This window comes from Bacillus sp. B15-48 (assembly GCF_016879755.1).
Taxonomy (GTDB): Bacteria; Bacillota; Bacilli; order Bacillales; family Cytobacillaceae; genus Mesobacillus_B.
The window spans coordinates 171,526-193,074 of sequence record NZ_WOFU01000006.1; the positions used below are offsets into that span (position 1 = coordinate 171,526).

Consider the following 21,549-nt stretch of genomic DNA (forward strand, 5'->3'; position numbering starts at 1 on the left):
AAAACAGGATAGGCAAATGCTTATCCTGTTTTTTTAAAATCCCTTAAAGCGTCGATGGTTATTTAAAAAGGCTAAACACACTAGTAATGATAAAAACAGGATTGGACTGCTAATTATTAGCGGAACAATGTTCATTAAAGCTAAAAGATGGAGAAAAAAAGAAAAAACAATGGATAGAATGATTAAACTCCAAGTCACATATTTTTTCATTATGCCGCTCCTAACTTCCTGAAAAAGGTCCCTTGTGGACTAGACTTCTTACTATTATAAATATGTTTCGAATCGATCAAATATGAGGGAAATATGGCGATATTGTGAAATAATAAGCAAACATATTGTTTAACAAATGTATCCGTGATATATTAATGACGTGAAGTTGATCACAAGCAAACATTTACCCCTTTGTTTGACCGTGAAAAATTTCTCCCATCCCCTTTGTTCGTATTATATAGAAAAAGACCCTGTAGCCCGTTGCTGCAGGGTCTTTTTCATTTTGACTCAACTTCTTTGTTAGTGACTATGGAAGGTCCAGAAAAAACATCAAGTTTATCCTTCATTATATCGCCAAAATATTCCGTGTTTTGCAGGTAATTGTTCTACTTTTTGTTTTAATTGCAGCTTTTTCAATTCCCGTTCTGCTTTAGGAAGGGACAGATTATAAACGACAGCAACCTCTTTAGAAGCAACCGTTTTATAATATTTTAGAAAGTCCTCTAATGGTGGGGGAGAAGACGGTTCTGGTTTAATAGGAAGCATTTCTTCAATAATTTGTACATACACTTCATATGGATACGTACCTGATATTTTAATGCCTTCATCTTCCACATTGGAGTTGAAGAACACAAGGGTTGGAATTTCTTGCACTTCCATTTCAGATGTTATCTTCATATCACACTGGAAGGCCTTTGCTGCACTATCGGAATGAATGTCAGACAGGAATTCCTCTATGTCTAAATCAATGCTTCGTGCACATGATTTTAACACATCAAGATTTGTAATGTTTTGTCTCTCTAAAAAAATTAATTCTTGAAGTTTGCGCAGAAACTGAATTCCTTTCTTTCTCCCCTGCAATTCAGCTGACTTTACTGCAATTGAGGCAAGATGGGGAGAAGAGATTGGATTTTCAAACCAAAGGTTCCCATCACAGGACATTCCTGTGCGACTTGCCGTTTTTTTCCAAAGTTCAGCGATGCTCTCATATTGTTTTTTTCTTCCCAAATTAAGTGTTGTTAGTCTTCCACTCAAAACATGACGAAGTGAAAAATACTTTCCGTATTCAATTTGCAATTTTTTCATTATTGGTTCTAGTGCCCAGCATTCAGGACAAATGGGATCGACAAATGTATATATTTCCAGCGGTTTTTTCTCATTACCTTGAAACATTCGGGACGAGCTTTCGCTTAATAGTTCATCGCGTTTCCAAATCAAGGACGATCACCTTTCTCACCATCTTCTGGAGTATTAATCATGTGCTGGGCAGTAAAGACGAGCCGTGCATAGAAGTCTTCTCTAATTGGACCACTTAATCCGACCTCATCCATTGCTTCTTTCATACATGATAGCCAGGCATCTCCTCTAGTTGGTGTAATTTCAAATTGGAGGTGTCGCGCTCTTAGCATTGGATGTCCGTGTTCTTGAGTATATAAAGGCGGTCCGCCTAAATACTGGGTGAAAAACTGCTTTTGTTTACGGGCAGTTTCCGATAAGTCATCAGGAAAAATAGGAGCTAAATCAGGATGCTGAGCTACACGGCGGTAGAAAGCGTCTACTAGCTGATACAGCATACCTTCGCCGATGGCTTCGAACGGAATTTGCTTATTCTCGACCATGAGAGAAAACTCCTTTTTTAGTTTAGTTTATGATTTATATTTTACCAATGCTAAAGTCATATCTCAAACAAACAGCTTTGACATGCTTTTCCTACCATTTAATTTAACGCTCTTTATCAGGGAGTTTCCGTTTTTTAGCTTGATAAAACCTCATAATTTTATTATCCGTTTTTCTAACTGGGATATGATGTTGGTTGAGGAGTTGGTGAAAGATGTCTTTCCCTTTTTTTTCGTCCTCAACTTCATATTCCAATTCAAAGTCTTCTGTATTTAAATAAATGCTGTGGTCTAGGACGATTATTCCGTCTTTGTACGTTTTCTCTGCTCGGTTTGTGACTAATGTTCCAAAATAGATTAAAACCTCATCTTTATTGGAGAACATTTTTAATAAGGCATTAGCTACTGGTCCGCTAGGAATTGTTCCTTCCTCCATCATAGTATTTGCTTCTATTACGGAAATGGTCTGATTCGTTTCAAGTAAACCAATTTTAGCTTGTTGCTTTAACGTTAATTCATACTTGTTTATTTTTTCTCTAATTCTTAGTGCGCAACCTAATTTCTTTAATTGAAAGTTTTGAGTATCGAAGTAATGATTTGCTTGTTTCCTGAAGTCTTGTTCACTAAAAGATAAAACAAGTTTCAAATGATCAAATTCTTTCTTTGTAAGAAGGTTTTTAAACTCAATTTCGATATGCTGTGACATTCATTTTTTCCTTTCTGTATGTGTTATTTATCGATTATCTCTTTATTTATGATAAGCAATAATTAATAGGAAAAGTATATCGCCATATGATAAAATGATAAAGGATTATTGAAGGGTGGAAATATTTATGAAACAGAGATTAAGTGTAAGACGAGCAGAGATTAAAGGTGAAGAACTACATTTATTTATCGATGAAAATATTGATTTAAGCAAGATAAAAGCTTCAGGACAAATGCTAGTCGACTCTGATCAACTTGCTTTTGTATATCTAGTGGAATTCGAAAGTGAATATTCGTACGTAGTTATTCCTGTTGAACATTGGGCCTTAATAAAAGAAGCGCTTCATTCAACCATTGAAGTTTATGTAGTTAATAAACAGGGGCGTATACGCTTACGGCAATTAAAAGAAGAAATGACTTATTTAATTGAAAATATAAAAGGAAACAGTAATTACGGAGAAGAGATGGTTCATCAGGTAGAAAGGATCTTCTGATACCAATGCTCATCCGTAAAATTTGCGAGGAGATCTGTCTCGTAAACCTAGTGCTCCCCTAGCACCTTGGCTATAAATATAGATCGGATGAGGTGAGTGATATTTGAAGCATTGGGAACATTTTCTTGAACCATATAAACAGGCGGTTGAAGAATTAAAAATTAAATTTAAAGGAATGCGTAATCAATACGAACAGCAAACAGATCGTTCTCCGATTGAATTTGTAACTGGAAGAGTAAAGCCTGTTGCAAGCATTTTAGATAAAGCAAATCAAAAAGGGATTCCGTTGGACAAACTAGAATCAGAAATGCAAGATATCGCGGGGTTGCGTATTATGTGTCAATTCGTGGATGATATAAAGCCTGTTGTTGAACTACTTCGCACTCGAAATGATTTTGAAATTATTGAAGAAAGGGATTATATCTCCCATAAAAAGGCGAGTGGATATCGTTCGTACCATGTGGTTATTATGTATCCCGTTCAAACTATTGGTGGGGAAAAGAAAATTTTAGCTGAGATTCAAATTCGCACACTTGCTATGAATTTTTGGGCAACCATTGAACATTCATTAAATTATAAATATAAAGGCCAATTTCCCGTGGATATTCAGCTGCGACTAAAGCGAGCAGCTGAGGCAGCATTTCTATTAGATGAGGAAATGTCAAAAATTAGAGATGAAATTCATGATGCGCAAGTGTTCTTTTCTCGCAAGAAAGAACAGCAGCAAGACGATGAAAAATGAAGATGCCAGGCTGCATCTAATAAAGCGAGGTTTGGTTGATGAAATTTGCAATAACTTCTAAGGGGGATGCTCGATCAAATACCCTTATGCATAAAATGAGAACCTACTTACAAGACTTTGGTCTGCAATATGATGAGGACCAGCCTGATATTTGTATATCCGTTGGGGGAGATGGAACGTTACTATATGCCTTTCACCGTTACAGCAGTCGACTTGATAAAACTGCTTTTGTTGGGGTCCATACCGGCCATTTGGGATTTTATGCGGACTGGGTACCTGAGGAAATTGAAAAGCTAGTGATTGCAATTGCTAAAACTCCTTATCAAGTTGTCGAATATCCCCTTCTGGAAGTGATCATCCGGTATCAGCATGGAGGTCGAGAAACAAGATATTTGGCACTGAACGAATCAACAGTTAAATCTGTTGAAGGGACTCTTGTTAAGGACGTGGAGATAAGCGGTCAACATTTTGAACGGTTTAGAGGAGATGGATTATGTGTATCGACTCCCTCAGGCAGTACCGCTTATAACAAGGCTTTAGGGGGCGGCATATTGCATCCGTCACTTTCCGCAATTCAGCTTACAGAAATGGCTTCGATAAATAATCGAGTTTTTAGAACAGTCGGTTCCCCGCTTATTTTACCAGCACATCATACATTGATGCTCAAACCCGTAAGCAGAAATGATTTTCAGTTGACGATCGACCATCTTACTTTATTGCATAAGGATGTAAAGTCAATTCAATTTCGCGTGGCCAATGAAAAGATCCGTTTTGCGCGCTTTAGACCTTTCCCATTTTGGAAAAGAGTTCATGATTCATTCATAACCGATCAATAAAATAGATCCTAGGGTGAGGTTTATGGACAAACGCTTTAAATTAAATTGGACCGTAAAAAAATCTGATCATGGAAAACAGTTAAGGGAGTTCCTTCGTGAACAAGATTTATCTAAGTCTGCGATAACTGATGTGAAATTTAAAGGTGGCGCTCTCTTCGTTAATGGGAAAGAGGTAACCGTTCGGTATCATTTAAAAGAAGCAGATTGGATTGAAATATATTTCCCTACTGAAGAACCACCAGCAGCCATGATTGTAGAAGATTTTTTTCTTCATATTTTGTATGAAGATGAATTTTTGTTGGTAGTAAATAAACCTGCGGGAATGAATACAATTCCTTCAAGAGAACATCCAACCGGAAGTTTAGCAAATGGCTTACTTGGTTATTATAAGCAATCAGGAATTTATGCAACGACCCATATTGTTACTCGCTTAGATCGAGATACATCTGGAATTGTGTTAATTGCGAAACATCGGCATATTCACCATTTGCTGAGCATGCAGCAAAAAGAGAATCAGATAAGCCGTATTTACGAGGCTTTAGTCGAGGGGATTTTTGACTTAGAGTGCGGAAAAATTGAGGAACCGATTGCCAGAAAAAGCAATAGTATCATTGAACGGGTAGTTAATCCTAATGGACAGTATGCATGTACATATTACAGGGTGATTAGCGAATTTGAAAAATTTAGTTATTTAGAACTTCGCTTAATTACAGGAAGAACTCACCAAATTCGTGTGCATTTATCTTACTTAAACCATCCACTGCTTGGGGATGATCTATATGGTGGCAAAACGGAATTAATTAAAAGACAGGCGCTCCACTGTCGTGAACTTGAATTTATTCATCCGGTGTTACAGGAGAAGATGAATTTTTTCGCACCATTGCCATCTGACATAGAAAATATTTTGAAAAACAGCAAGCCGATTTAGGCTTGCTGTTTGAAGCTAAACGGTGAAAAAATAGGATTTACTAAATGTAGATAAATATATTCTATTAAAAGGGGGAAATGAAATGACTGAATTCAATCAAGAACCGATGCAACGGCAGTATATCAATAAAGAGTTGTTGCTAGAATCTATTCAAAGTGAAAAGATTGAGTTGTTTCGGAATGAATTTCTCGCCTTACATCCATACGAACAAGCAACTTTTTTTAAGGAATTAACCGAGGAAGAACGGCTTAAAGTGTACAATTTTCTTTCTCCAGAGGAAATGGCTGACTTGTTTGAAAACCTAGAAGTTGGTAAAGATGAATATCGGGATGTATTTGCGGGGATGAATCCCGATTATGCAGCGGATATGCTGTCACAAATGTATGCCGACGATGCGGTTGATGTATTAAATGAATTAGATAAAAATCAAGTTGTTAGTTATTTAACAATTATGGATAAAGAGGCCGCGCAAGAAATTAAGGGCTTGCTTCATTATGAAGAGTATACAGCCGGAAGTATAATGACAACTGAATATATCGCGATTGTTGCGAATCAAACAGTCCGGTCTGCAATGCACATTTTGAAAAAGGAAGCACCAAGGGCCGAAACGATTTACTATGTTTATGTGATTGATAAGGAGAAACATTTAGTTGGAGTGCTTTCTTTACGTGATTTGATTGTAAGTGATGATGATGTTATGATTTCAGAAATTATGTATGATCGAGTTGTTACTGTTTCCGTCGGGGAGGATCAGGAAGAAGTAGCAAGAATGATGCGTGATTATAATTTTCTTGCTCTTCCAGTTATTGATTTTCAAAATCACCTTTTAGGAATTATTACCGTTGATGATGTAATGGACGTTATGGAAGAAGAGGCATCTGATGACTATTCTAAATTAGCTGGGATTGCTGATTTAGATACAATTGATCAAAATTCATTAACTGCAGCAAAGAAACGTTTACCTTGGTTAATTATTCTTCTCTTTCTCGGGATGTTCACAGCCAGTTTAATTGGGAGATTTGAAGAAACGTTAAATCAAGTAGCTATTCTCGCGGTATTTATTCCGCTTATTGCTGGAATGGCAGGAAATACTGGTACACAAGCCCTTGCAGTTGCAGTTCGTGGGATTGCTACAGGTGATTTAGAAAATGATAATAAGTTTAAAATTATTGTTAGGGAAGCTGGGACTGGATTTATTACAGGATTCATATGTGGGACTGTCATTACCTTTGTTATTTATTTTTGGAAAGGAGATTTCTTCCTTGGAGCACTTGTTGGAGTCTCGATTTTTATTACCTTAATTGTTGCAACTCTAGCTGGCGCGCTTGTTCCTTTAATTATGCACCGTCTAAAAATTGACCCAGCTGTAGCCTCAGGACCGTTTATAACGACGATTAATGATATCATTTCAATTCTTATTTACTTCGGAATTGCTACAGCTTCTATGAGCTATCTGACAATGTGAAGACGAAGCAGTGCGGGGATAACCTTAGGGATATCTTCCTCTTTTCAAAGCTTGTACTTTATTGTAATATTAGTACTAGGTGCTAATAACATGTGTTAACAGGAGGATGGATAAATGGTTTTATCATTGGAAGGAAAAAATTTCGTCATAATGGGCGTAGCCAATAAACGAAGTATTGCATGGGGGATTGCCCAATCTCTTCATCGTGCAGGTGCGAATCTAATTTTTACATACGCAGGTGAAAGGTTAGAAAAGAATGTAGCTGATCTTGCCCATTCATTGGATGAAAACTTTCTTGTCCTACCTTGTGATGTAACGGAAGATGAAGACATCGCTGCCTGTTTTTCCAAAATTAAAGAAGCGGTCGGAACAATTCAAGGTGTGGCCCACTGCATTGCGTTTGCGAATAAAGAAGAATTGGATGGAGATTATTTAAATGTTACACGTGATGGGTTTCTAATCGCGCATAATATTAGCTCATATTCGCTTACTGCTGTGGCTAAAGAAGCTAGGAAAATCATGACTGAAGGTGCGAGTATTGTTACGCTAACCTATATAGGGGGAGAACGGGCAATCGAGAATTACAATGTTATGGGGGTAGCGAAAGCATCATTAGACGCTAGCGTGCGCTATTTGGCAAAGGACCTTGGTAAAGATTCGATCCGGGTAAATTCAATTTCTGCTGGTCCAATTCGTACTTTATCAGCAAAAGGAATTAGTGATTTTAATTTGATTTTAAATGAAATTGAAAAAAGAGCACCTCTTCGCAGGAATACAACTCCAGAAGAAGTAGGCGATACGGCTTTATTTTTATTTAGTGATCTCTCTAGAGGGATTACGGGAGAAAATATTCATGTTGATTGTGGTTTCCATATTGTTTAATTCGATAAAAACTCGTTAGGCAAATGCCTAACGAGTTTTTTAATTTGGGACTATTCTTTTGAAAAATGTGTTAACGGCTTAAGGTAGATGCGGAAACAGCTTGGTCACTAATCCTATATACTATAGTAGGTGCAAAGGAGGTGAAGTCGAATGGGTGAAGATAGTAAAAATAAGATGCCCTTTACCATTTATATTAATGGCAAAGCTTATCCATCATCCGATGAATCACAACCATTATCAGAAGAACAAGTAAACAAAGTACTAAATACCGTAAATTCAAATATGAATGGCGTAATGGGAATCCTTTCTGAAAACTTAGGTAATTTGCCTGTTATCGGGAAAATCTTCGAAGGTCAAAGGGTTTTTCCAAAAATAGAAACGAATATTGAAAATGGCACATTAAAACTAACTGTTAATGGACACCACCTTCTAGATATAGACCTCCAAGACATTCACTACACGGGTAGCGGTGAGGGGACCGAAGAGGATTAGGACTTTTCGCTAACTGTCGACACTCGTTTTGATCTCCAATGCACAAAATTTTAAAAAAGGAGAGTGTTTCTATATGTTACAAAGTAGATGGGGAAAAACCGACAGAAGAAGAAGAAGAAGAACGGCACCAGCAATTGACGCTGTAAATAATACTGGACAATATTCGAAACCAACTGCTAAAACGAATGCAGATGCAAGTGGTGATTTTAAGAATGTCATCATCGCAGGCAGAAACTCTTTAATCGTCCCAATCAATGTTCCAATTAAAGTACCAATTGCCCTTCCTGCAGCTGCCACTACTGGTTTGCAACTTCCTATTCTTAGTGGGTCAGGCGATGCGATTAAAGATTCCAAAGTGTCTTCAGACTTAACAAAGAGACTGTAATCCAAAATTTTTAGCGGATGACCAGGTTGTTACTATGTTAACAGCCTGGTTTATTTTTGTTTTAAGACGATTAAAATATCGGTTTCATGATGAATACAGCCTAATTTAAGGAAAACGGGCTTTTGTCCGACACCCAAATGCCCTTTCTAAAATATCTTAATAGTGTAAATAACCAAGAAAGTAAAGGAGGAAAAATTTATGGGTTGTGGAAAAAAGACCGGACACGCAAAAAACGGTTGTGTTTGTGATGTAGTCCGCGCGATATTAGATATTCAAGAAAACATTCAGGATGATTTTTCTTGTGGATCAAACTGTTTTGCTGAACCCCTTGGTGCAATTCGCCCTCAAGCGAAAAATAAGGTAAATACTCGTGTATTCGTTCTAAAGGATGTGGATGGGACACCATTCCATGCTTTCTTTAAAGGGTGCGAAGATGCTTGTGTATCCATTTACTTCCGTGTTGAAGAAGTATTTGATAACTGCTGCGCAACATTAAGGGTATTAAAACCATTAGGTGACGATGATTATCCAGTGGATCTTACTGGAGATAAGAAAGACAAATGCTGCATTGATTTGAGCAAAGTGTGCCTAGTTGAGGATTTCGAAGCTACACATGATTGTGTAACGGTTGATCTTTCTTGCTTCTGCGCGATTCAGTGTATTGAAGATGTATACCTTGATCTTTGCTAAAGGAATGTAGTTTACTGCATTCCCCCTATAACACTAGGATTCCAAGTGTTATAGGGGGATTTTTTATCCAAATGAAAAATCCTAGCCGATTTAATGGGCTAGGATGATAAAAGGTTTAGTGAAATCCAAGCATTTTAATATCTTGTAAATCCCCTTTATTTAAACTGGTTTTCGTTTTATTCGGGAGCATAATCTCAATTTCCTCTTCTGAATGGCTTAAAAGAACCCCTGCGTACGTTGTTATTTCTGTGAAATACAGGCAAGAAACAGGTTTTAATTGAGCTGGAAAATTTTCTAAGTAAACTAGTTTTTCTGAAATATCCATGTCTTTAAAATTCTTCACTCTGCTCATTGAAAAATGTTTTCGTCTAGTTGTATCAAAAGGGTTTAAAGACAATTCCTCTAAATCAATTTTTTCTGGATTAGCTGGTATGTTTTTGCTTTCATCTGAAGAGGTTAGATCATTTATTTGTTTTGTTTGCCCATTTTTGGATAATTGTAGATTCTCTTCCGTTTTTTTATTTTTGATTTCTTCCCGAACTGAGTAGCGATTTTGCACAATAATATCAGGAAATTGTGTGATTGGAGTATGAATATAAAGCATTGGTTTATGATTCAATTTTTTTACAGACAAAAAAGATCCCTCCTAACTTTTCGTTTCATTTTAATTTATGCACTAGTCACTGAGGAGTGATGATATGTTTTTGGGGATAGGTATCGAAGTTATTTTTATCATCGGTTTAGCTTCGTTTAGGCTTACAAGATTGCTTGTTTTCGATAAGATTACTGAATTTATTCGCTCGCCATTTTTTGATGAAGTGAAAGAAGGGGAAGACATCTATCTTGTACCAAAAAACAAGGGAATGCGAAGATGGATTGGTGAGGCTTTAAATTGTTATTGGTGTACAGGAATCTGGGTGAGCATGCTGCTTCTTTTAGGTTATCTTTTTCTCCCTGTTATCAGTATCCCGCTAATAATCTTACTAGCAATCGCAGCAGTTGCCGGCATCATTGAGACTGTTGTGAGTAAATGGATAGGCGAATAAACAACCAAGCCTTTATCAGTATGCATAAAGTACTAAAAAAGGAAAAGGAGAAAATAGGATGAAAAAAAGCGGAAGGGCAAAAACAGAACGACGCCCGATAAACACCACATCAAATCGTAAAAAAGGCTGTGGGTGCGGAGGAATTAAAAAAGTAAAAAAGGTAAAAAATAAATGAGGATTCGGCTGTCTCAATATTGGGGCAGTTTTTTTGTAAAAACTGGAAAGTTATTTTTTTTCAAATTGCTAATAATTTGGATTGCCGACGTAAAAAATATATTTACCAAAAAATTTAAAAATACATAGAAGGGGAATGAATATGGGAATATTAAACAGTTTTTTTCGAGCAATGGTAGTCATGCTCTTGTTTATCGCAGTGAGCGGATGTGGCTTAGGAAAAACGTCTGAAGAGAGTCGAATGTCGATGATTCAGTCAGTGAACCCGGATCCGATAGCAGTAGAAGATAAATATGGCAAAAATCATGAACTTGCAGAAAGAATTAAGCATGATATCCAACAACTCCCCCACCTATATGATGTTGCTGTCATAAAAGGAAAGGATGAAATTCTTGTCGCTTATAAAGTGAAGCATATGCAGCGGTTTCATATGAAAAAAATCGAAAAGGAGATAACAGACAAGCTCGAAAAGAATTACCCGAAAGAAAACTTTGTCGTATCTAGTGATTTCAAAATATTTATTGAAGCAATTGAGCTGAAAGATAAAATGAAGGACCCTAACTTTTCACAAGAAGACGCTGAAAATAGACTTAAAAAAATTATTAAATTTAAAAAGGAGTTAACTTAAGTAGGAAGGAGGAAAAGTTTTGGCTAAAAAGCAAAAAAGTCCTGAACAAAGACGATATGAAAAGATTGAACAGAAACATGAATTGAAAAGGCCTGTTTTAAAAAATTGTATTAAGGCTTTTTTTGTCGGTGGAACGATTTGTCTAATCGGTCAAGCTGTCACTTATTTTTATATTTACTTTTTTCATTTTACAGAGCAAACAGCTGGTAACCCTACGGTAGCAACAATGATATTCTTCGCGATGCTTTTAACAGGATTTGGTGTTTATGATCGCATCGGTCAGTTTGCCGGCGCAGGGAGTGCTGTCCCAATTACTGGCTTTGGGAATTCAGTGATTTCGGCGGCAATTGAACATCGTACAGAAGGTTTTGTCTTAGGCGTAGGTGGGAATATGTTCAAACTTGCGGGTTCAGTCATTTTATTTGGGGTGTTTTCCGCTTTTGTTGTTGCACTCATCAAAACTTTACTTCAAATCGGGGGGTTCTGTAATGCTGAAAATGTATCTGCAGTACACAGGAAGCTTTAGGAGGGACCATTCTTATGTTGAGCGGTAAACAAACATGGACATTTGCCAACCAACCAGTAATTGAAGCCTCAGCTGCTGTCGGAGGGCCGTATGAAGCAAGGGGGAAATTGGCTGCTGATTTCGACATCCTTCATGATGATTTATGGATGGGAAAAGATTCTTATGAAAAAGCACATACTGTGCTATTGGAAGAAGCGATTGACACTGCTATTCAGAAAGCAAATATTACTGGTGATGATGTTGATTTTTTATTTGCAGGAGATTTAGTTAACCAAATTACTCCATCAAGCTTTGCTGCTAGAACATTTGGGATTCCTTATTTTGGATTGTTCGGTGCCTGTTCTACTTCCATGGAAGGACTTGCCCTTGCTTCCTTTGTCATTAATAATCAGGGGGCTAAAAAAGTGGTAACAGCTTCATCAAGTCATAATGCTGCCATTGAGAAGCAGTTTCGTTATCCAACAGAATATGGGAGTCAAAAGCCGCCAACAGCGCAGTGGACAGTGACGGGAGCGGGTGCTGCCGTTTTATCAGACAATGAAGATAAACAAGGGAAACTTGTGACGACTTCTGCAACCATCGGAAAAGTGGTTGATATGGGATTATCTGATCCTTTTAATATGGGGGGCGCAATGGCACCAGCCGCGGCGGATACAATTATTGCTCATTTTACTGATATGCAGTTAGATCCATCTTATTATGATCTAATTGTGACAGGTGATTTGGCTAAAATTGGGCGCCCAATTACTTTAGAGCTTTTACAAAAGGAGGGCTTAAAAGTCGATTCGCAACAGTTCCAAGACTGTGGCTTAATGATTTATCAGGAAGACCAAGAAGTGCAAGCTGGCGGAAGTGGTGCAGGTTGCTCGGCAACAGTGCTTTATGGCCATCTGTTGAATGAAATGAGAAAAGGAACGTATGAACGGATTCTTCTAGTTGCGACAGGGGCGTTATTATCTCCATTAAGTTTTCAACAGAAGGAAAGCATTCCTTGTATTGCCCATGCGGTATCGATTGAGGTACATCCTTAAACATTCTCTTTATATTTTCCAAATTTCGGTATTACTACCAACTCATTGGATAAGGAGGGATAAACATGTTAGCGATGTTTTTTTGGGCCTTTGTTGTCGGAGGACTTATATGCGTATTAGGACAGATCATGTTTGATGTCGTAAAATTAACTCCAGCTCACACGATGAGTATGCTTGTCGTAATCGGAGCTATTCTTGGAGGATTTGGTATATATGATCCACTCATTGATTTTGCTGGAGCAGGAGCAACGATTCCGATAACAAGCTTTGGAAATTCACTCGTGAATGGTGCTCTACAGGAAGCAGATAAACATGGCTTAGTTGGAGTGTTGACTGGAATGTTTGAAATAACAAGTTCAGGTATTTCCGCTGCTGTCGTTTTTGCTTTTGTTGGAGCTTTATTATTTAAACCTAAAGGTTAAAGGAAATGGACAGCAATCTCCTGCTACATAGGAGCTTGCCTATACACATTTTGAACACCTCACATATATTACTATTAACTAAGGGAAAAGTGAGGTGACAGTATATGGGCTTCGGTTGCTTTGGCGGCTATGGTGCAGGCTATGGCTACGGCGCAGGTTACGGAGGATCTCCTTTCGTGTTAATCGTCGTATTGTTCATTTTGTTAATTATCGTAGGTTGCAGCTGCTTCTATTAATTAGTAGGAAAAAATCGTCCCCTCAAACAAGGGGGACGATTTTTTTTGGACAATGATCCGGTTTTAATTCGAGGAAAAACTTCTTTGTTTTCACCATTTTTTATCTTTTTCATAGGATAAAGTAGTTCAAGAAGGGGCGTGATGACTAAATGGATAATCAGTTTTTTAAAAATATTGAAAAGAAAACTGGCGTAAATATGAAAGATATTTTTGATCTGGCTAATTCTTTGCAAAATGCAAATTTTAGTGATGAAAGAACGGTTCGCGGGGTCATTCGCCGTGTTTCACAAATTGCCAACAAACCTGTATCACAGGAAATGGAAGATAAAATTGTTGATTCAATTGTGAAGGACGGAAAGCAGTTAGATTTTAATGAAATCTCAAAAATGCTTAATAAAAAATAACACTGAAAGGAGCTCATTTTAGCTCCTTTCGGTTTTTTGTTTCGGCCTTTCTTTTTTTAGGATCGATAAGAAACGAGAAGAATTTGCTTTTCGAAGTCTACGATATTCCGGTACGGAAAGAAAAACTTGCTCCATAGCACGTGTAATCGCAACATATAAAAGGCGCCTTTCTTCCTCTAGAGGCTGTATACTTCCATTACGATAGGCATCGAGTGCATAATCATGTGGAAGGCTACCGTCAACTACACCGAGAACATAAACAGAAGGATACTCAAGTCCTTTTGCGCGATGGATTGTACTTAAAATAATCGCATCATCCACGTTTTTCCCTAGTTGTTTCATTTCTATGTTCATTGCATTCATATGGACGGAATGATCAACTAGTTCTGAAATGCGTTTAAAATTACGGGCAACCACTTTGAGGTCGCGAATATCATCTGAACCTTTATCCCACTGATTTCCTTCATTTCCCCGCTTTTTAATAAAATCCAAAAATCCAAGGTCTTTTTCCACTCGTTCAATCGCCTCTAACGGAGGGAGAGAAGCGATTGAACGAACTTTCGAAGCAAGCTTCCTTAACTTCTGCTCTTGAAAAGAAAAGCCTGTTTTTATAAAGGTGAATGCTTCAAGCATGGTACAATCGTTTAAAATGCTTTCTGCTTGAATATCCCGGTAAATGGACTGTTTTAAAAATAAAGAGGGAAGAATCGTCCTTACCGCTTCCGAATCATCCTCATCAAGGCTCAATTTTAAGTAGGCAAGCATCGATTTCACGATGAAACGTTGATAAAAGGAGTCAAACCCTAAATCCATTTTAAATGGAAGGCTAGAGGAAGCGAGGCGTTCAAACATAGCGCGTGCAGTCGTATTTGTCCGGAACAGAATCGCAAAATCTTTTGGACGAGCTCCATTTTCAATTTTCGCTTGGATATCCGTAAGAATCATTGTCGCTTCTTCTTCTTCGTTATAGGGGTAAAAAAGCATTGGTTGTGCATTTAAAGCGTATTGGGCATTCATTTTCTTTTTATACCTTTGTTGATTTACAGAGATAATCGTATTGGCTGTATCAACAATTTCATGTGGTGACCGATAGTTTTCGGTTAGGATAATTTTTTTGCTTCCAGGAAAATCCTGCTCAAATTGGAGGAGATAAGTAGGGTCACTCCCCCTAAAAGCATAAATCGACTGATCATCATCACCAACGGCACAAATGTTTTTTGTCTGAGCTGATAACATCTTTATTAATTCATATTGTATTTTGTTAATATCTTGGAATTCATCAATTAGAAAATAGTTAAAACGTTGTTGGTATCGAGTTAGTAATTGGGAGTTTTCCAAGAATAAGCGGTGACACCCAATCAGCATATCGTCAAAATCAAACAGGCTGTTATTTTCCTTTGCTTTTTCATAATGACGATATAACAACGCTACCTTTTCTTCCCAACTACTTGCCGGTTTAACCTGGTCTGGGAACTGCATCGTATTTTTCCAATAACCAATTTGTTGCAATGCCAAATCATAAGCGAATTCCTTCTCATCTAGATGTAAATTTCTGCCCGCTTCCTTTAATATTTGCTCCCGTTGCCAGTCTTTGTTTAATAATTGTTCACTAGACCATCGTTCGCGTTGGTGAAACAGCAAAATTTTATAAAAGATACTATGGAATGTCCCTGAGACAATTCTATTAACCATTTCCCCATTTATGTTGGGGTATCCAATGAGTCTTTTTTTCATTTCCGCTGCTGCCTTTGCTGTAAAGGTAACAAGCATAATTTCGTTTGCGACTGCCTTTTCTTCCACTAATAAAAACGCAGTTCTTGCTGTAAGTACACGCGTTTTTCCGCTTCCAGCTCCTGCAAGGACTAATAAAGGTCCATCTATATCGATGACGGCTTGTTCTTGATTCGCATCAAAGTTTATTCCTGCTTCCTTCAGTTCGGTAAGATAATTTTCCCCAGCAGTCCGTGCGCTAATCTTCTGTTGAGTAAATTTGTGCTTAATGTTGATTGGTTGTGAAGTTTTAAATGGACTTTTAGGTTCCTCTATTGAAATGGACCGAGAGGTAGGAAGACGAAAACCGTGTTTCTCAATATAATTGCTTTCTTGAGATTGTGATAAATCAAGTGGCGGATCTTCACAAATCGACTCTGTATTGAGATGATGAAAGAAATGAGGATTTTTAGCAATACCAAGGTAGAAACGAACAGGTTTTCTACAAGATGTACAAATAAGCAGTCCTTTTTTGCCATCCTCATATAGTTTCTGATAATCCTCACGTTGAATCGTTGCTAAATGAATGAATGTATTGTTATATAAGGCGGTTTTCAATTGTAATTCCTCTTTTATCTTCAAAGTTCAACAGCATTAATGATAACAGAATGAGGTTATTTTCGAAAGAAGGGAAATGGAGACAAGAAATAAGGACCTTCACCAAAAAGGTCCTAAATCTTTTTCTTCATCGTTTTATGAGGGATACCAGCGTCAAGGAATTCTTCTGAAATGACTTCATAGCCAAGTCTGCTGTAAAAAGGAATTGCATGGGTTTGTGCATTTAGTTTCAATGCCGGTATTCCTTTTGTTTGAGCCTGTTTTTCAATTGCAGCCATAAGTGCTGAGCCAGCTCCAGTTCCCCGCAAGGTCTTTAAGACACAAATACGTTCTATTTTGCCGAGGCCATCAACGATGCGAAACCGACCGGCTCCAGCTGGTTCTCCATTTGCATATAAAATAAAATGGGTCGCCTCTTGCTCATACTGGTCAATTTCTTCTTCTTCCGGAACATTTTGTTCCCCAACAAAGACGGTTTTTCTAACCGAAAAAGCATCATTTAATTCTTGATCATTCGTTACAACTTTTACATTCACGGCTGTTTATTCCTTTCCGAGTCGAAATGTTTCATATACGGTCCATGATTCATTCTCTAATTGATAGAGAAGATGAACTCGGTCAATGGTTTCTTCAAAAAGGACCTTATTCATACGAAGGGATCCGTAAATATCAGAGTGTTCATCATCTGATAATTTTTGACCGATTGTAATATGGGGGGCAAAATTATAGTCAGGTCCTCCATCAAAGGTTGAATTTAGCATCGAGTGGAGACTATTTAACTTGTCGCACGGATCAATTTTTAGGTAAATAACATTGTTTACTGGAGCAAATGAACTGAATTTTGAGATTTTAATTACAATAGGGTCGAAATGTTTGACTATTTCATGCAGTTTCGTCGAAATTGGGATAATTTCTCCTTCGGTCGCTTTAAAAGCAGATTTCAATGTAATGTGAGGTGGAATTAAACTGTAATTTGAATCATACCGTTTTCTAAATGAATTGGCAAAGTCTTGTATCTTTTTTGAAGGAAACATTACAATTCCAAATTTCATTTAATAACCTCCTATTTGCTCAGCTTTTCAAAATTCATTATTTGTTATTACTCGTTATTATAGCAAATTTTCAAGAGTTACAATACAAAATTTAGGGTGCTCCATCAAGGTACAAAAATGTGACTTTTTTAAGAAAATAGTTTAATTTGACATCTACTAAAAAATATATGATAGAATAACATGGGACTTTATTATAAAAAGGGGGATTAACATTTGAAAAAGAAAAAGTTTCTTTTGACGACAGCGTTTGTTCTCGTGCTTTCTATGTTCCTTGCTGCCTGTGGAGGCGGTAATGACAATGGTGGAGCAGATACCGAAGGTGACAATGCAACTAACGATGCGCCTCGATTCATGAGTATCTTAACTGGAGGTACAGGTGGTACATATTACCCGTTAGGTGGAGCTTTTGCAAATTTCGTCTCTGATGAAACAGGGATTGATACAAATGCTGAGGTAACAGGTGCCTCTGCAGAAAATATGCAATTTATTAAAGACGGAAAAGGTGAAATTGCCTTTACACAAACAGATATTGCTTCCTACGCAACTGAAGGAAAGCTAATGTTTGAAGGCAATGCAATTGATAATATTCAAGCGATTGGAACATTATATCCAGAAACGATTCAAATCGTAACAACCGAAAAATCAGGCATTAAATCAGTCGAAGACTTAAAAGGAAAGAAAGTATCGATTGGCGCTCCTGGTTCAGGTACTGAGTTTAATGCTGTGCAAATTCTTGAAGTTCATGGAATTACACTTGATGATCTTAAATACCAAAAAAATAGCTTTAGTGAGTCGGTTAACAGCTTAAAAGATGGTAGTATTGATGCAGCATTCGTTACAGCTGGAACACCAACAGGTGCTGTAGAAGAACTATCTGCAACAGAAAAAGTCGTGATCATTCCAGTGGCGGCGGATAAAGCAGAAGAATTAATTGAAAAATATCCATACTATATAAAGGATGAAGTTCCAGCAGGCACTTATAAACTTAGCGAAGCAGTGCCAACAGTTGCTGTTCAAGCGATGCTAGTTGTCAGCTCTGAACTACCAGAGCAAGTCGTATATGATGTGACAAAGGCTATCTTTGAAAACTTAGATAAAGTGGCACATGCGAAAGCAGAGGAAATTCACGTGGAAAGAGCTCTTACTGGTGTAGGAATCGATGTGCATCCTGGTGCGCAAAAATACTTTGATGAAAAAGGCATCACGGCGGAATAATTAAAAAGTCCAAATGACCGGACATAGACCCTTTCATAGGGGTTCTGTGCCCGGTCAATTATTCTTAAAAAGGAATACATCTTTGTATCCTTCCGAAGCTTTTTAGAATCGATCGTACGAGTCTTTCTTCTTCATGTTGAGAAATGCCCCTTTTTCTAAGGAAATATGATAGGCGGGAGCTATTATGAAACTAAGCAGAAAAGGAAAGGATATCTTCGTTCTGTTTTCCCTCTCGGCAATTGTGATCATCATTTCTTTGTTCATTCCTTATAAACAAGCTCTTGTCTTCCTACAAATTGAAAATAATTATGATCTTTCCTATCTTCCTATCAAAAAAGGAGAGACATTCAAAATAGAATATGTACACTCCATTCACTTATCTAATGTTATTGAAAGCTATAAAGTAATCAATGAATATGAATTTCGGCAATATGAGCTAGAATATGAGGACTACGCAATAGGTATGCCGTCCGATGCGGCCGGAGATGGGGATTTTGTAGCGGGAAATGGAAAATACTATATAAAAAATACAAAAAGAGATTTCACTTCATTTCTGTTACGAACAGGTCAAGTAAGGGCGAATCATACCCTTATTTATCAAAATCAATTTTATCCACTTTCTGATTTTATCGAACCTGGTACCCGCGTGAGCATCCAACTAAAAAAATTGAGTGTTATTCAACAACTGAAAGGAGTGAATATCCTTGGCGACAAATGATGAAACTTTATCGGAGAAGGAGAAACAGGAATTACTAGAGAAATTTGATCCTGATGCTGGCTCAAGGAAATTGAAAGGAATAATGGGTTGGGTTGTCTTTATTGGGCTTCTTTCTTTTTCATTATTTCAACTATATACAGCCGTTTTTGGCGTCTATACAGCAACGATTCAACGATCAATCCATTTAGGTTTTGCCTTGGCACTTATTTTTTTGCTTTTCCCCGCAAGGAAAAAGTATGTTCGTAGGAATAAGGTTGCTTGGTATGATATGATTCTTGCCTTGCTCGGAATTGCAGTTGGATCGTATTGGCCGCTAATGATTGACCAACTCGTCAATCGGGTTGGCCGCTTGACAGATGTCGATTTTTATATTGGTTTAATCGCCATCCTGCTTGTCCTAGAGGCAACAAGAAGGACAGTAGGGTTGCCAATCACAATTATTGCCACATTATTTATAGTCTATGCTCTCTATGGTCCATATATGCCAGGTTTTTTGGCCCATAGAGGATTAGAGTTAGATACGATGGTTCATACGATGTTTTTTACAACTGAAGGGATTCTCGGTACACCATTAGGAGTTTCTTCGACGTTTATCTTTTTATTCCTCCTTTTTGGAGCTTTTCTTGTGAAAACAGGAGTCGGTCAATACTTTAATGATTTGGCTGTTTCGCTTGCTGGAAAAAGCATCGGCGGACCGGCAAAAGTAGCCATTTTTTCGAGTGCACTTCAAGGAACAATCAGTGGTAGTTCCGTTGCCAATGTTGTTACTTCAGGGGCGTTCACAATCCCAATGATGAAAAAATTAGGTTATCGGAAAGAATTCGCTGGCGGGGTTGAAGCAGCAGCTTCGACCGGGGGACAGTTGATGCCGCCAATTATGGGCGCAGCTGCGTTCCTAATGGTTGAATTCATTGGGGGCGGGATTACTTATTGGGAAATTGCTAAAGCAGCAACGATTCCGGCATTATTGTATTTTGCGGGTATCTGGATTATGGTGCATTTTGAAGCAAAAAGGGTTGGCCTTCGTGGTTTGACAGACGAAGAAATGCCAAACCGAAAAGAAGTATTGAAAAAGATTTATCTTCTTGTTCCGATTCTTGCTGTAATTTTGTTAATGGTGAGCGGAATGAGCATTATGCGTGCGGCTTTATGGTCGATTTTAATTACAATTTTGGTTAGTATGATTCGAAAAGATACGAGAATTGGCTTTAAAGATATGATTGATGCCCTTGTTGATGGAGCACGTACGGCACTAAGTGTTGCTGCTGCTACAGCTGCAGCAGGGATTATCGTCGGGGTTGTAACGAAAACAGGATTAGGGTTAAAATTAGCGAATGGTCTGTTAGACTTGGCTGGTGGTTACTTAATTCCAACGTTAATGCTAACAATGGTGGCAGCAATTATTTTAGGGATGGGTTCACCAACAACAGCAAACTATGTCATTACTTCAACAATAGCTGCACCAGCAATCATTTTGTTAGGTGTACCTGATCTTTCAGCGCATTTATTTGTGTTCTATTTTGGAATTGTTGCAGATATTACACCGCCTGTTGCGCTAGCGGCTTTTGCGGCAGCAGGGGTTTCAAGAGGCGAACCATTACGAACGGGAGTCAATTCAGCAAAGCTGGCAATTGCGGCCTTTATTATTCCATATATGTTTGTGCTTTCTCCAGAGTTACTCATGATTGATACAACTTGGTATTATTTAATCTGGGTTGTCTTTACTGCAATTACTGGAATGATGGCCATCGGAGCTGGAGTGATCGGATATTGGCTGCGGAAGCTTGTATGGTATGAGAGAATCATTGGTCTCGTTGGCGGTCTGATGCTAATCTATCCTGAAGGAATGACAGATGTGTTTGGCTTAGGGGTGTTTATTGTTCTTATTGCTCTTCAATTAATCTTTAAACGTGATAATAAAATAAAGCCTCAGCCGACAAACTAATACGCAACTAGAAAGGAAGTCCACAGTGGCTTCCTTTCGCTATTATAAAAGTTGCCGAAAGGAAAAAACGGCCTTTTATTAGAAAAAAATAATATTGACTTTATGGGTAAAATATTATATATTTATTTATGTCCTTAACAAATAGATAATTTTGATTCCGTAGCTCAGCTGGGAGAGCGCTACCTTGACAGGGTAGAGGTCGCTGGTTCGAACCCAGTCGGAATCATCACTGAAAAAGTTCAAAATCCTTAGATGACGAGGGTTTTGAACTTTTTTTATTTGATTTTAAAATACTTACATTCTTTGCAACAACCACTTTTTTAACATATATAGGGAACAAATTGTTCATATTGCACAATAACAATCCCTCTGTTTAGTG

The 21,549-nt window shown here is 37.7% G+C and carries 26 protein-coding genes and 1 tRNA gene; 20 read left to right on the forward strand and 7 right to left on the reverse strand.

From position 1 onward, the window contains the following. Positions 1 to 546: 546 nt before the first annotated feature. From GNT69_RS18525 to GNT69_RS18535, 3 genes are all read right to left on the reverse strand, one after another. Positions 547 to 1,383 (reverse strand): ClpXP adapter SpxH family protein, encoded by an 837-nt coding sequence (locus GNT69_RS18525; RefSeq protein ID WP_203556602.1) that lies wholly within the window; start codon positions 1,381 to 1,383, stop codon positions 547 to 549. Between the two features lie 41 nt (positions 1,384 to 1,424). Then, complete coding sequence (locus GNT69_RS18530) at positions 1,425 to 1,829, reverse strand: globin domain-containing protein (RefSeq protein WP_203556470.1); 405 nt, start codon at positions 1,827 to 1,829, stop codon at positions 1,425 to 1,427. A gap of 103 nt (positions 1,830 to 1,932) precedes the next feature. After that, positions 1,933 to 2,532 (reverse strand): CYTH domain-containing protein, encoded by a 600-nt coding sequence (locus GNT69_RS18535; RefSeq protein WP_203556471.1) that lies wholly within the window; start codon positions 2,530 to 2,532, stop codon positions 1,933 to 1,935. Between the two features lie 127 nt (positions 2,533 to 2,659). On the opposite strand from GNT69_RS18535, the gene GNT69_RS18540 reads away from it, so the two are divergent. The 9 genes from GNT69_RS18540 to GNT69_RS18580 all read left to right on the forward strand — a co-directional run bounded on the left by GNT69_RS18540 (position 2,660) and on the right by GNT69_RS18580 (position 9,445). Continuing rightward, on the forward strand, positions 2,660 to 3,025 hold the full coding sequence (locus GNT69_RS18540; RefSeq protein WP_203556472.1) for a UPF0738 family protein: 366 nt from the start codon (positions 2,660 to 2,662) through the stop codon (positions 3,023 to 3,025). Positions 3,026 to 3,128: 103 nt separating this feature from the next. Beyond that, a complete protein-coding gene (gene yjbM / locus GNT69_RS18545) occupies positions 3,129 to 3,767 on the forward strand; it encodes a GTP diphosphokinase (RefSeq protein ID WP_203556473.1) in 639 nt (212 codons plus the stop codon). 38 nt (positions 3,768 to 3,805) lie between these two features. Further along, positions 3,806 to 4,603, forward strand: coding sequence for an NAD kinase (locus tag GNT69_RS18550; protein WP_203556474.1), 798 nt, complete (start codon positions 3,806 to 3,808; stop codon positions 4,601 to 4,603). Between the two features lie 22 nt (positions 4,604 to 4,625). Beyond that, a complete protein-coding gene (locus GNT69_RS18555; RefSeq protein ID WP_203556475.1) occupies positions 4,626 to 5,531 on the forward strand; it encodes an RluA family pseudouridine synthase in 906 nt (301 codons plus the stop codon). 106 nt (positions 5,532 to 5,637) lie between these two features. Beyond that, positions 5,638 to 6,996 carry a magnesium transporter gene (gene mgtE / locus GNT69_RS18560; protein ID WP_481747691.1) on the forward strand — a complete coding sequence of 453 codons (1,359 nt, stop codon included), beginning with the start codon at positions 5,638 to 5,640 and terminating at the stop codon, positions 6,994 to 6,996. 114 nt (positions 6,997 to 7,110) lie between these two features. Beyond that, complete coding sequence (gene fabI / locus GNT69_RS18565; protein ID WP_203556477.1) at positions 7,111 to 7,878, forward strand: enoyl-ACP reductase FabI; 768 nt, start codon at positions 7,111 to 7,113, stop codon at positions 7,876 to 7,878. A 150-nt stretch (positions 7,879 to 8,028) separates the two neighbouring features. Beyond that, positions 8,029 to 8,370 carry a hypothetical protein gene (locus GNT69_RS18570; protein ID WP_203556478.1) on the forward strand — a complete coding sequence of 114 codons (342 nt, stop codon included), beginning with the start codon at positions 8,029 to 8,031 and terminating at the stop codon, positions 8,368 to 8,370. A gap of 73 nt (positions 8,371 to 8,443) precedes the next feature. After that, positions 8,444 to 8,755, forward strand: a complete 312-nt coding sequence (locus tag GNT69_RS18575; protein WP_203556479.1) for a hypothetical protein — start codon at positions 8,444 to 8,446, stop codon at positions 8,753 to 8,755. A 198-nt stretch (positions 8,756 to 8,953) separates the two neighbouring features. Beyond that, positions 8,954 to 9,445 carry a CotY/CotZ family spore coat protein gene (locus GNT69_RS18580; protein ID WP_203556480.1) on the forward strand — a complete coding sequence of 164 codons (492 nt, stop codon included), beginning with the start codon at positions 8,954 to 8,956 and terminating at the stop codon, positions 9,443 to 9,445. A gap of 115 nt (positions 9,446 to 9,560) precedes the next feature. Here the strand turns inward: GNT69_RS18580 and GNT69_RS18585 are convergent, their stop codons facing one another. Beyond that, positions 9,561 to 10,079 carry a CotO family spore coat protein gene (locus GNT69_RS18585; RefSeq protein ID WP_203556481.1) on the reverse strand — a complete coding sequence of 173 codons (519 nt, stop codon included), beginning with the start codon at positions 10,077 to 10,079 and terminating at the stop codon, positions 9,561 to 9,563. 64 nt (positions 10,080 to 10,143) lie between these two features. Between GNT69_RS18585 and GNT69_RS18590 the strand changes: the two genes are divergently transcribed. The 7 genes from GNT69_RS18590 to spoVIF all read left to right on the forward strand — a co-directional run bounded on the left by GNT69_RS18590 (position 10,144) and on the right by spoVIF (position 13,912). After that, positions 10,144 to 10,491, forward strand: coding sequence for a DUF1360 domain-containing protein (locus GNT69_RS18590; RefSeq protein ID WP_203556482.1), 348 nt, complete (start codon positions 10,144 to 10,146; stop codon positions 10,489 to 10,491). 316 nt (positions 10,492 to 10,807) lie between these two features. Then, positions 10,808 to 11,293, forward strand: a complete 486-nt coding sequence (locus GNT69_RS18595; RefSeq protein WP_239094328.1) for a YhcN/YlaJ family sporulation lipoprotein — start codon at positions 10,808 to 10,810, stop codon at positions 11,291 to 11,293. A 19-nt stretch (positions 11,294 to 11,312) separates the two neighbouring features. Continuing rightward, entirely contained in the window at positions 11,313 to 11,819 is a 507-nt protein-coding gene (spoVAC, locus tag GNT69_RS18600; RefSeq protein WP_203556483.1) for a stage V sporulation protein AC, read from the forward strand. 14 nt (positions 11,820 to 11,833) lie between these two features. Next, on the forward strand, positions 11,834 to 12,850 hold the full coding sequence (spoVAD, locus tag GNT69_RS18605; RefSeq protein ID WP_203556484.1) for a stage V sporulation protein AD: 1,017 nt from the start codon (positions 11,834 to 11,836) through the stop codon (positions 12,848 to 12,850). A 65-nt stretch (positions 12,851 to 12,915) separates the two neighbouring features. Next, on the forward strand, positions 12,916 to 13,272 hold the full coding sequence (gene spoVAE, locus GNT69_RS18610) for a stage V sporulation protein AE (protein ID WP_203556485.1): 357 nt from the start codon (positions 12,916 to 12,918) through the stop codon (positions 13,270 to 13,272). A 104-nt stretch (positions 13,273 to 13,376) separates the two neighbouring features. After that, positions 13,377 to 13,508, forward strand: coding sequence for a YjcZ family sporulation protein (locus tag GNT69_RS18615; RefSeq protein WP_203556486.1), 132 nt, complete (start codon positions 13,377 to 13,379; stop codon positions 13,506 to 13,508). 149 nt (positions 13,509 to 13,657) lie between these two features. Further along, positions 13,658 to 13,912, forward strand: coding sequence for a sporulation-specific transcription regulator SpoVIF (spoVIF, locus tag GNT69_RS18620; protein WP_203556487.1), 255 nt, complete (start codon positions 13,658 to 13,660; stop codon positions 13,910 to 13,912). A gap of 18 nt (positions 13,913 to 13,930) precedes the next feature. On the opposite strand, the gene GNT69_RS18625 is transcribed toward spoVIF, so the two are convergent. The 3 genes from GNT69_RS18625 to GNT69_RS18635 all read right to left on the reverse strand — a co-directional run bounded on the left by GNT69_RS18625 (position 13,931) and on the right by GNT69_RS18635 (position 17,292). Further along, entirely contained in the window at positions 13,931 to 16,240 is a 2,310-nt protein-coding gene (locus GNT69_RS18625) for an ATP-dependent helicase (RefSeq protein ID WP_203556488.1), read from the reverse strand. A 113-nt stretch (positions 16,241 to 16,353) separates the two neighbouring features. After that, the gene (locus tag GNT69_RS18630; protein ID WP_203556489.1) at positions 16,354 to 16,776 is read right to left on the reverse strand and encodes a GNAT family N-acetyltransferase; all 423 of its coding nucleotides are present in this window, start codon (positions 16,774 to 16,776) and stop codon (positions 16,354 to 16,356) included. 6 nt (positions 16,777 to 16,782) lie between these two features. Next, positions 16,783 to 17,292, reverse strand: coding sequence for a YjcG family protein (locus tag GNT69_RS18635; RefSeq protein WP_203556490.1), 510 nt, complete (start codon positions 17,290 to 17,292; stop codon positions 16,783 to 16,785). 213 nt (positions 17,293 to 17,505) lie between these two features. On the opposite strand from GNT69_RS18635, the gene GNT69_RS18640 reads away from it, so the two are divergent. From GNT69_RS18640 to GNT69_RS18655, 4 genes are all read left to right on the forward strand, one after another. Next, on the forward strand, positions 17,506 to 18,507 hold the full coding sequence (locus tag GNT69_RS18640) for a TAXI family TRAP transporter solute-binding subunit (RefSeq protein ID WP_203556491.1): 1,002 nt from the start codon (positions 17,506 to 17,508) through the stop codon (positions 18,505 to 18,507). 184 nt (positions 18,508 to 18,691) lie between these two features. Then, positions 18,692 to 19,225 (forward strand): DUF1850 domain-containing protein, encoded by a 534-nt coding sequence (locus tag GNT69_RS18645; RefSeq protein ID WP_203556492.1) that lies wholly within the window; start codon positions 18,692 to 18,694, stop codon positions 19,223 to 19,225. After that, positions 19,212 to 21,170, forward strand: coding sequence for a TRAP transporter permease (locus GNT69_RS18650; protein ID WP_203556493.1), 1,959 nt, complete (start codon positions 19,212 to 19,214; stop codon positions 21,168 to 21,170). The genes GNT69_RS18645 and GNT69_RS18650 overlap by 14 nt, the downstream gene beginning before the upstream one ends. 153 nt (positions 21,171 to 21,323) lie before the next feature. Next, positions 21,324 to 21,396, forward strand: a tRNA-Val gene (locus GNT69_RS18655). Positions 21,397 to 21,549 lie beyond the last annotated feature (153 nt).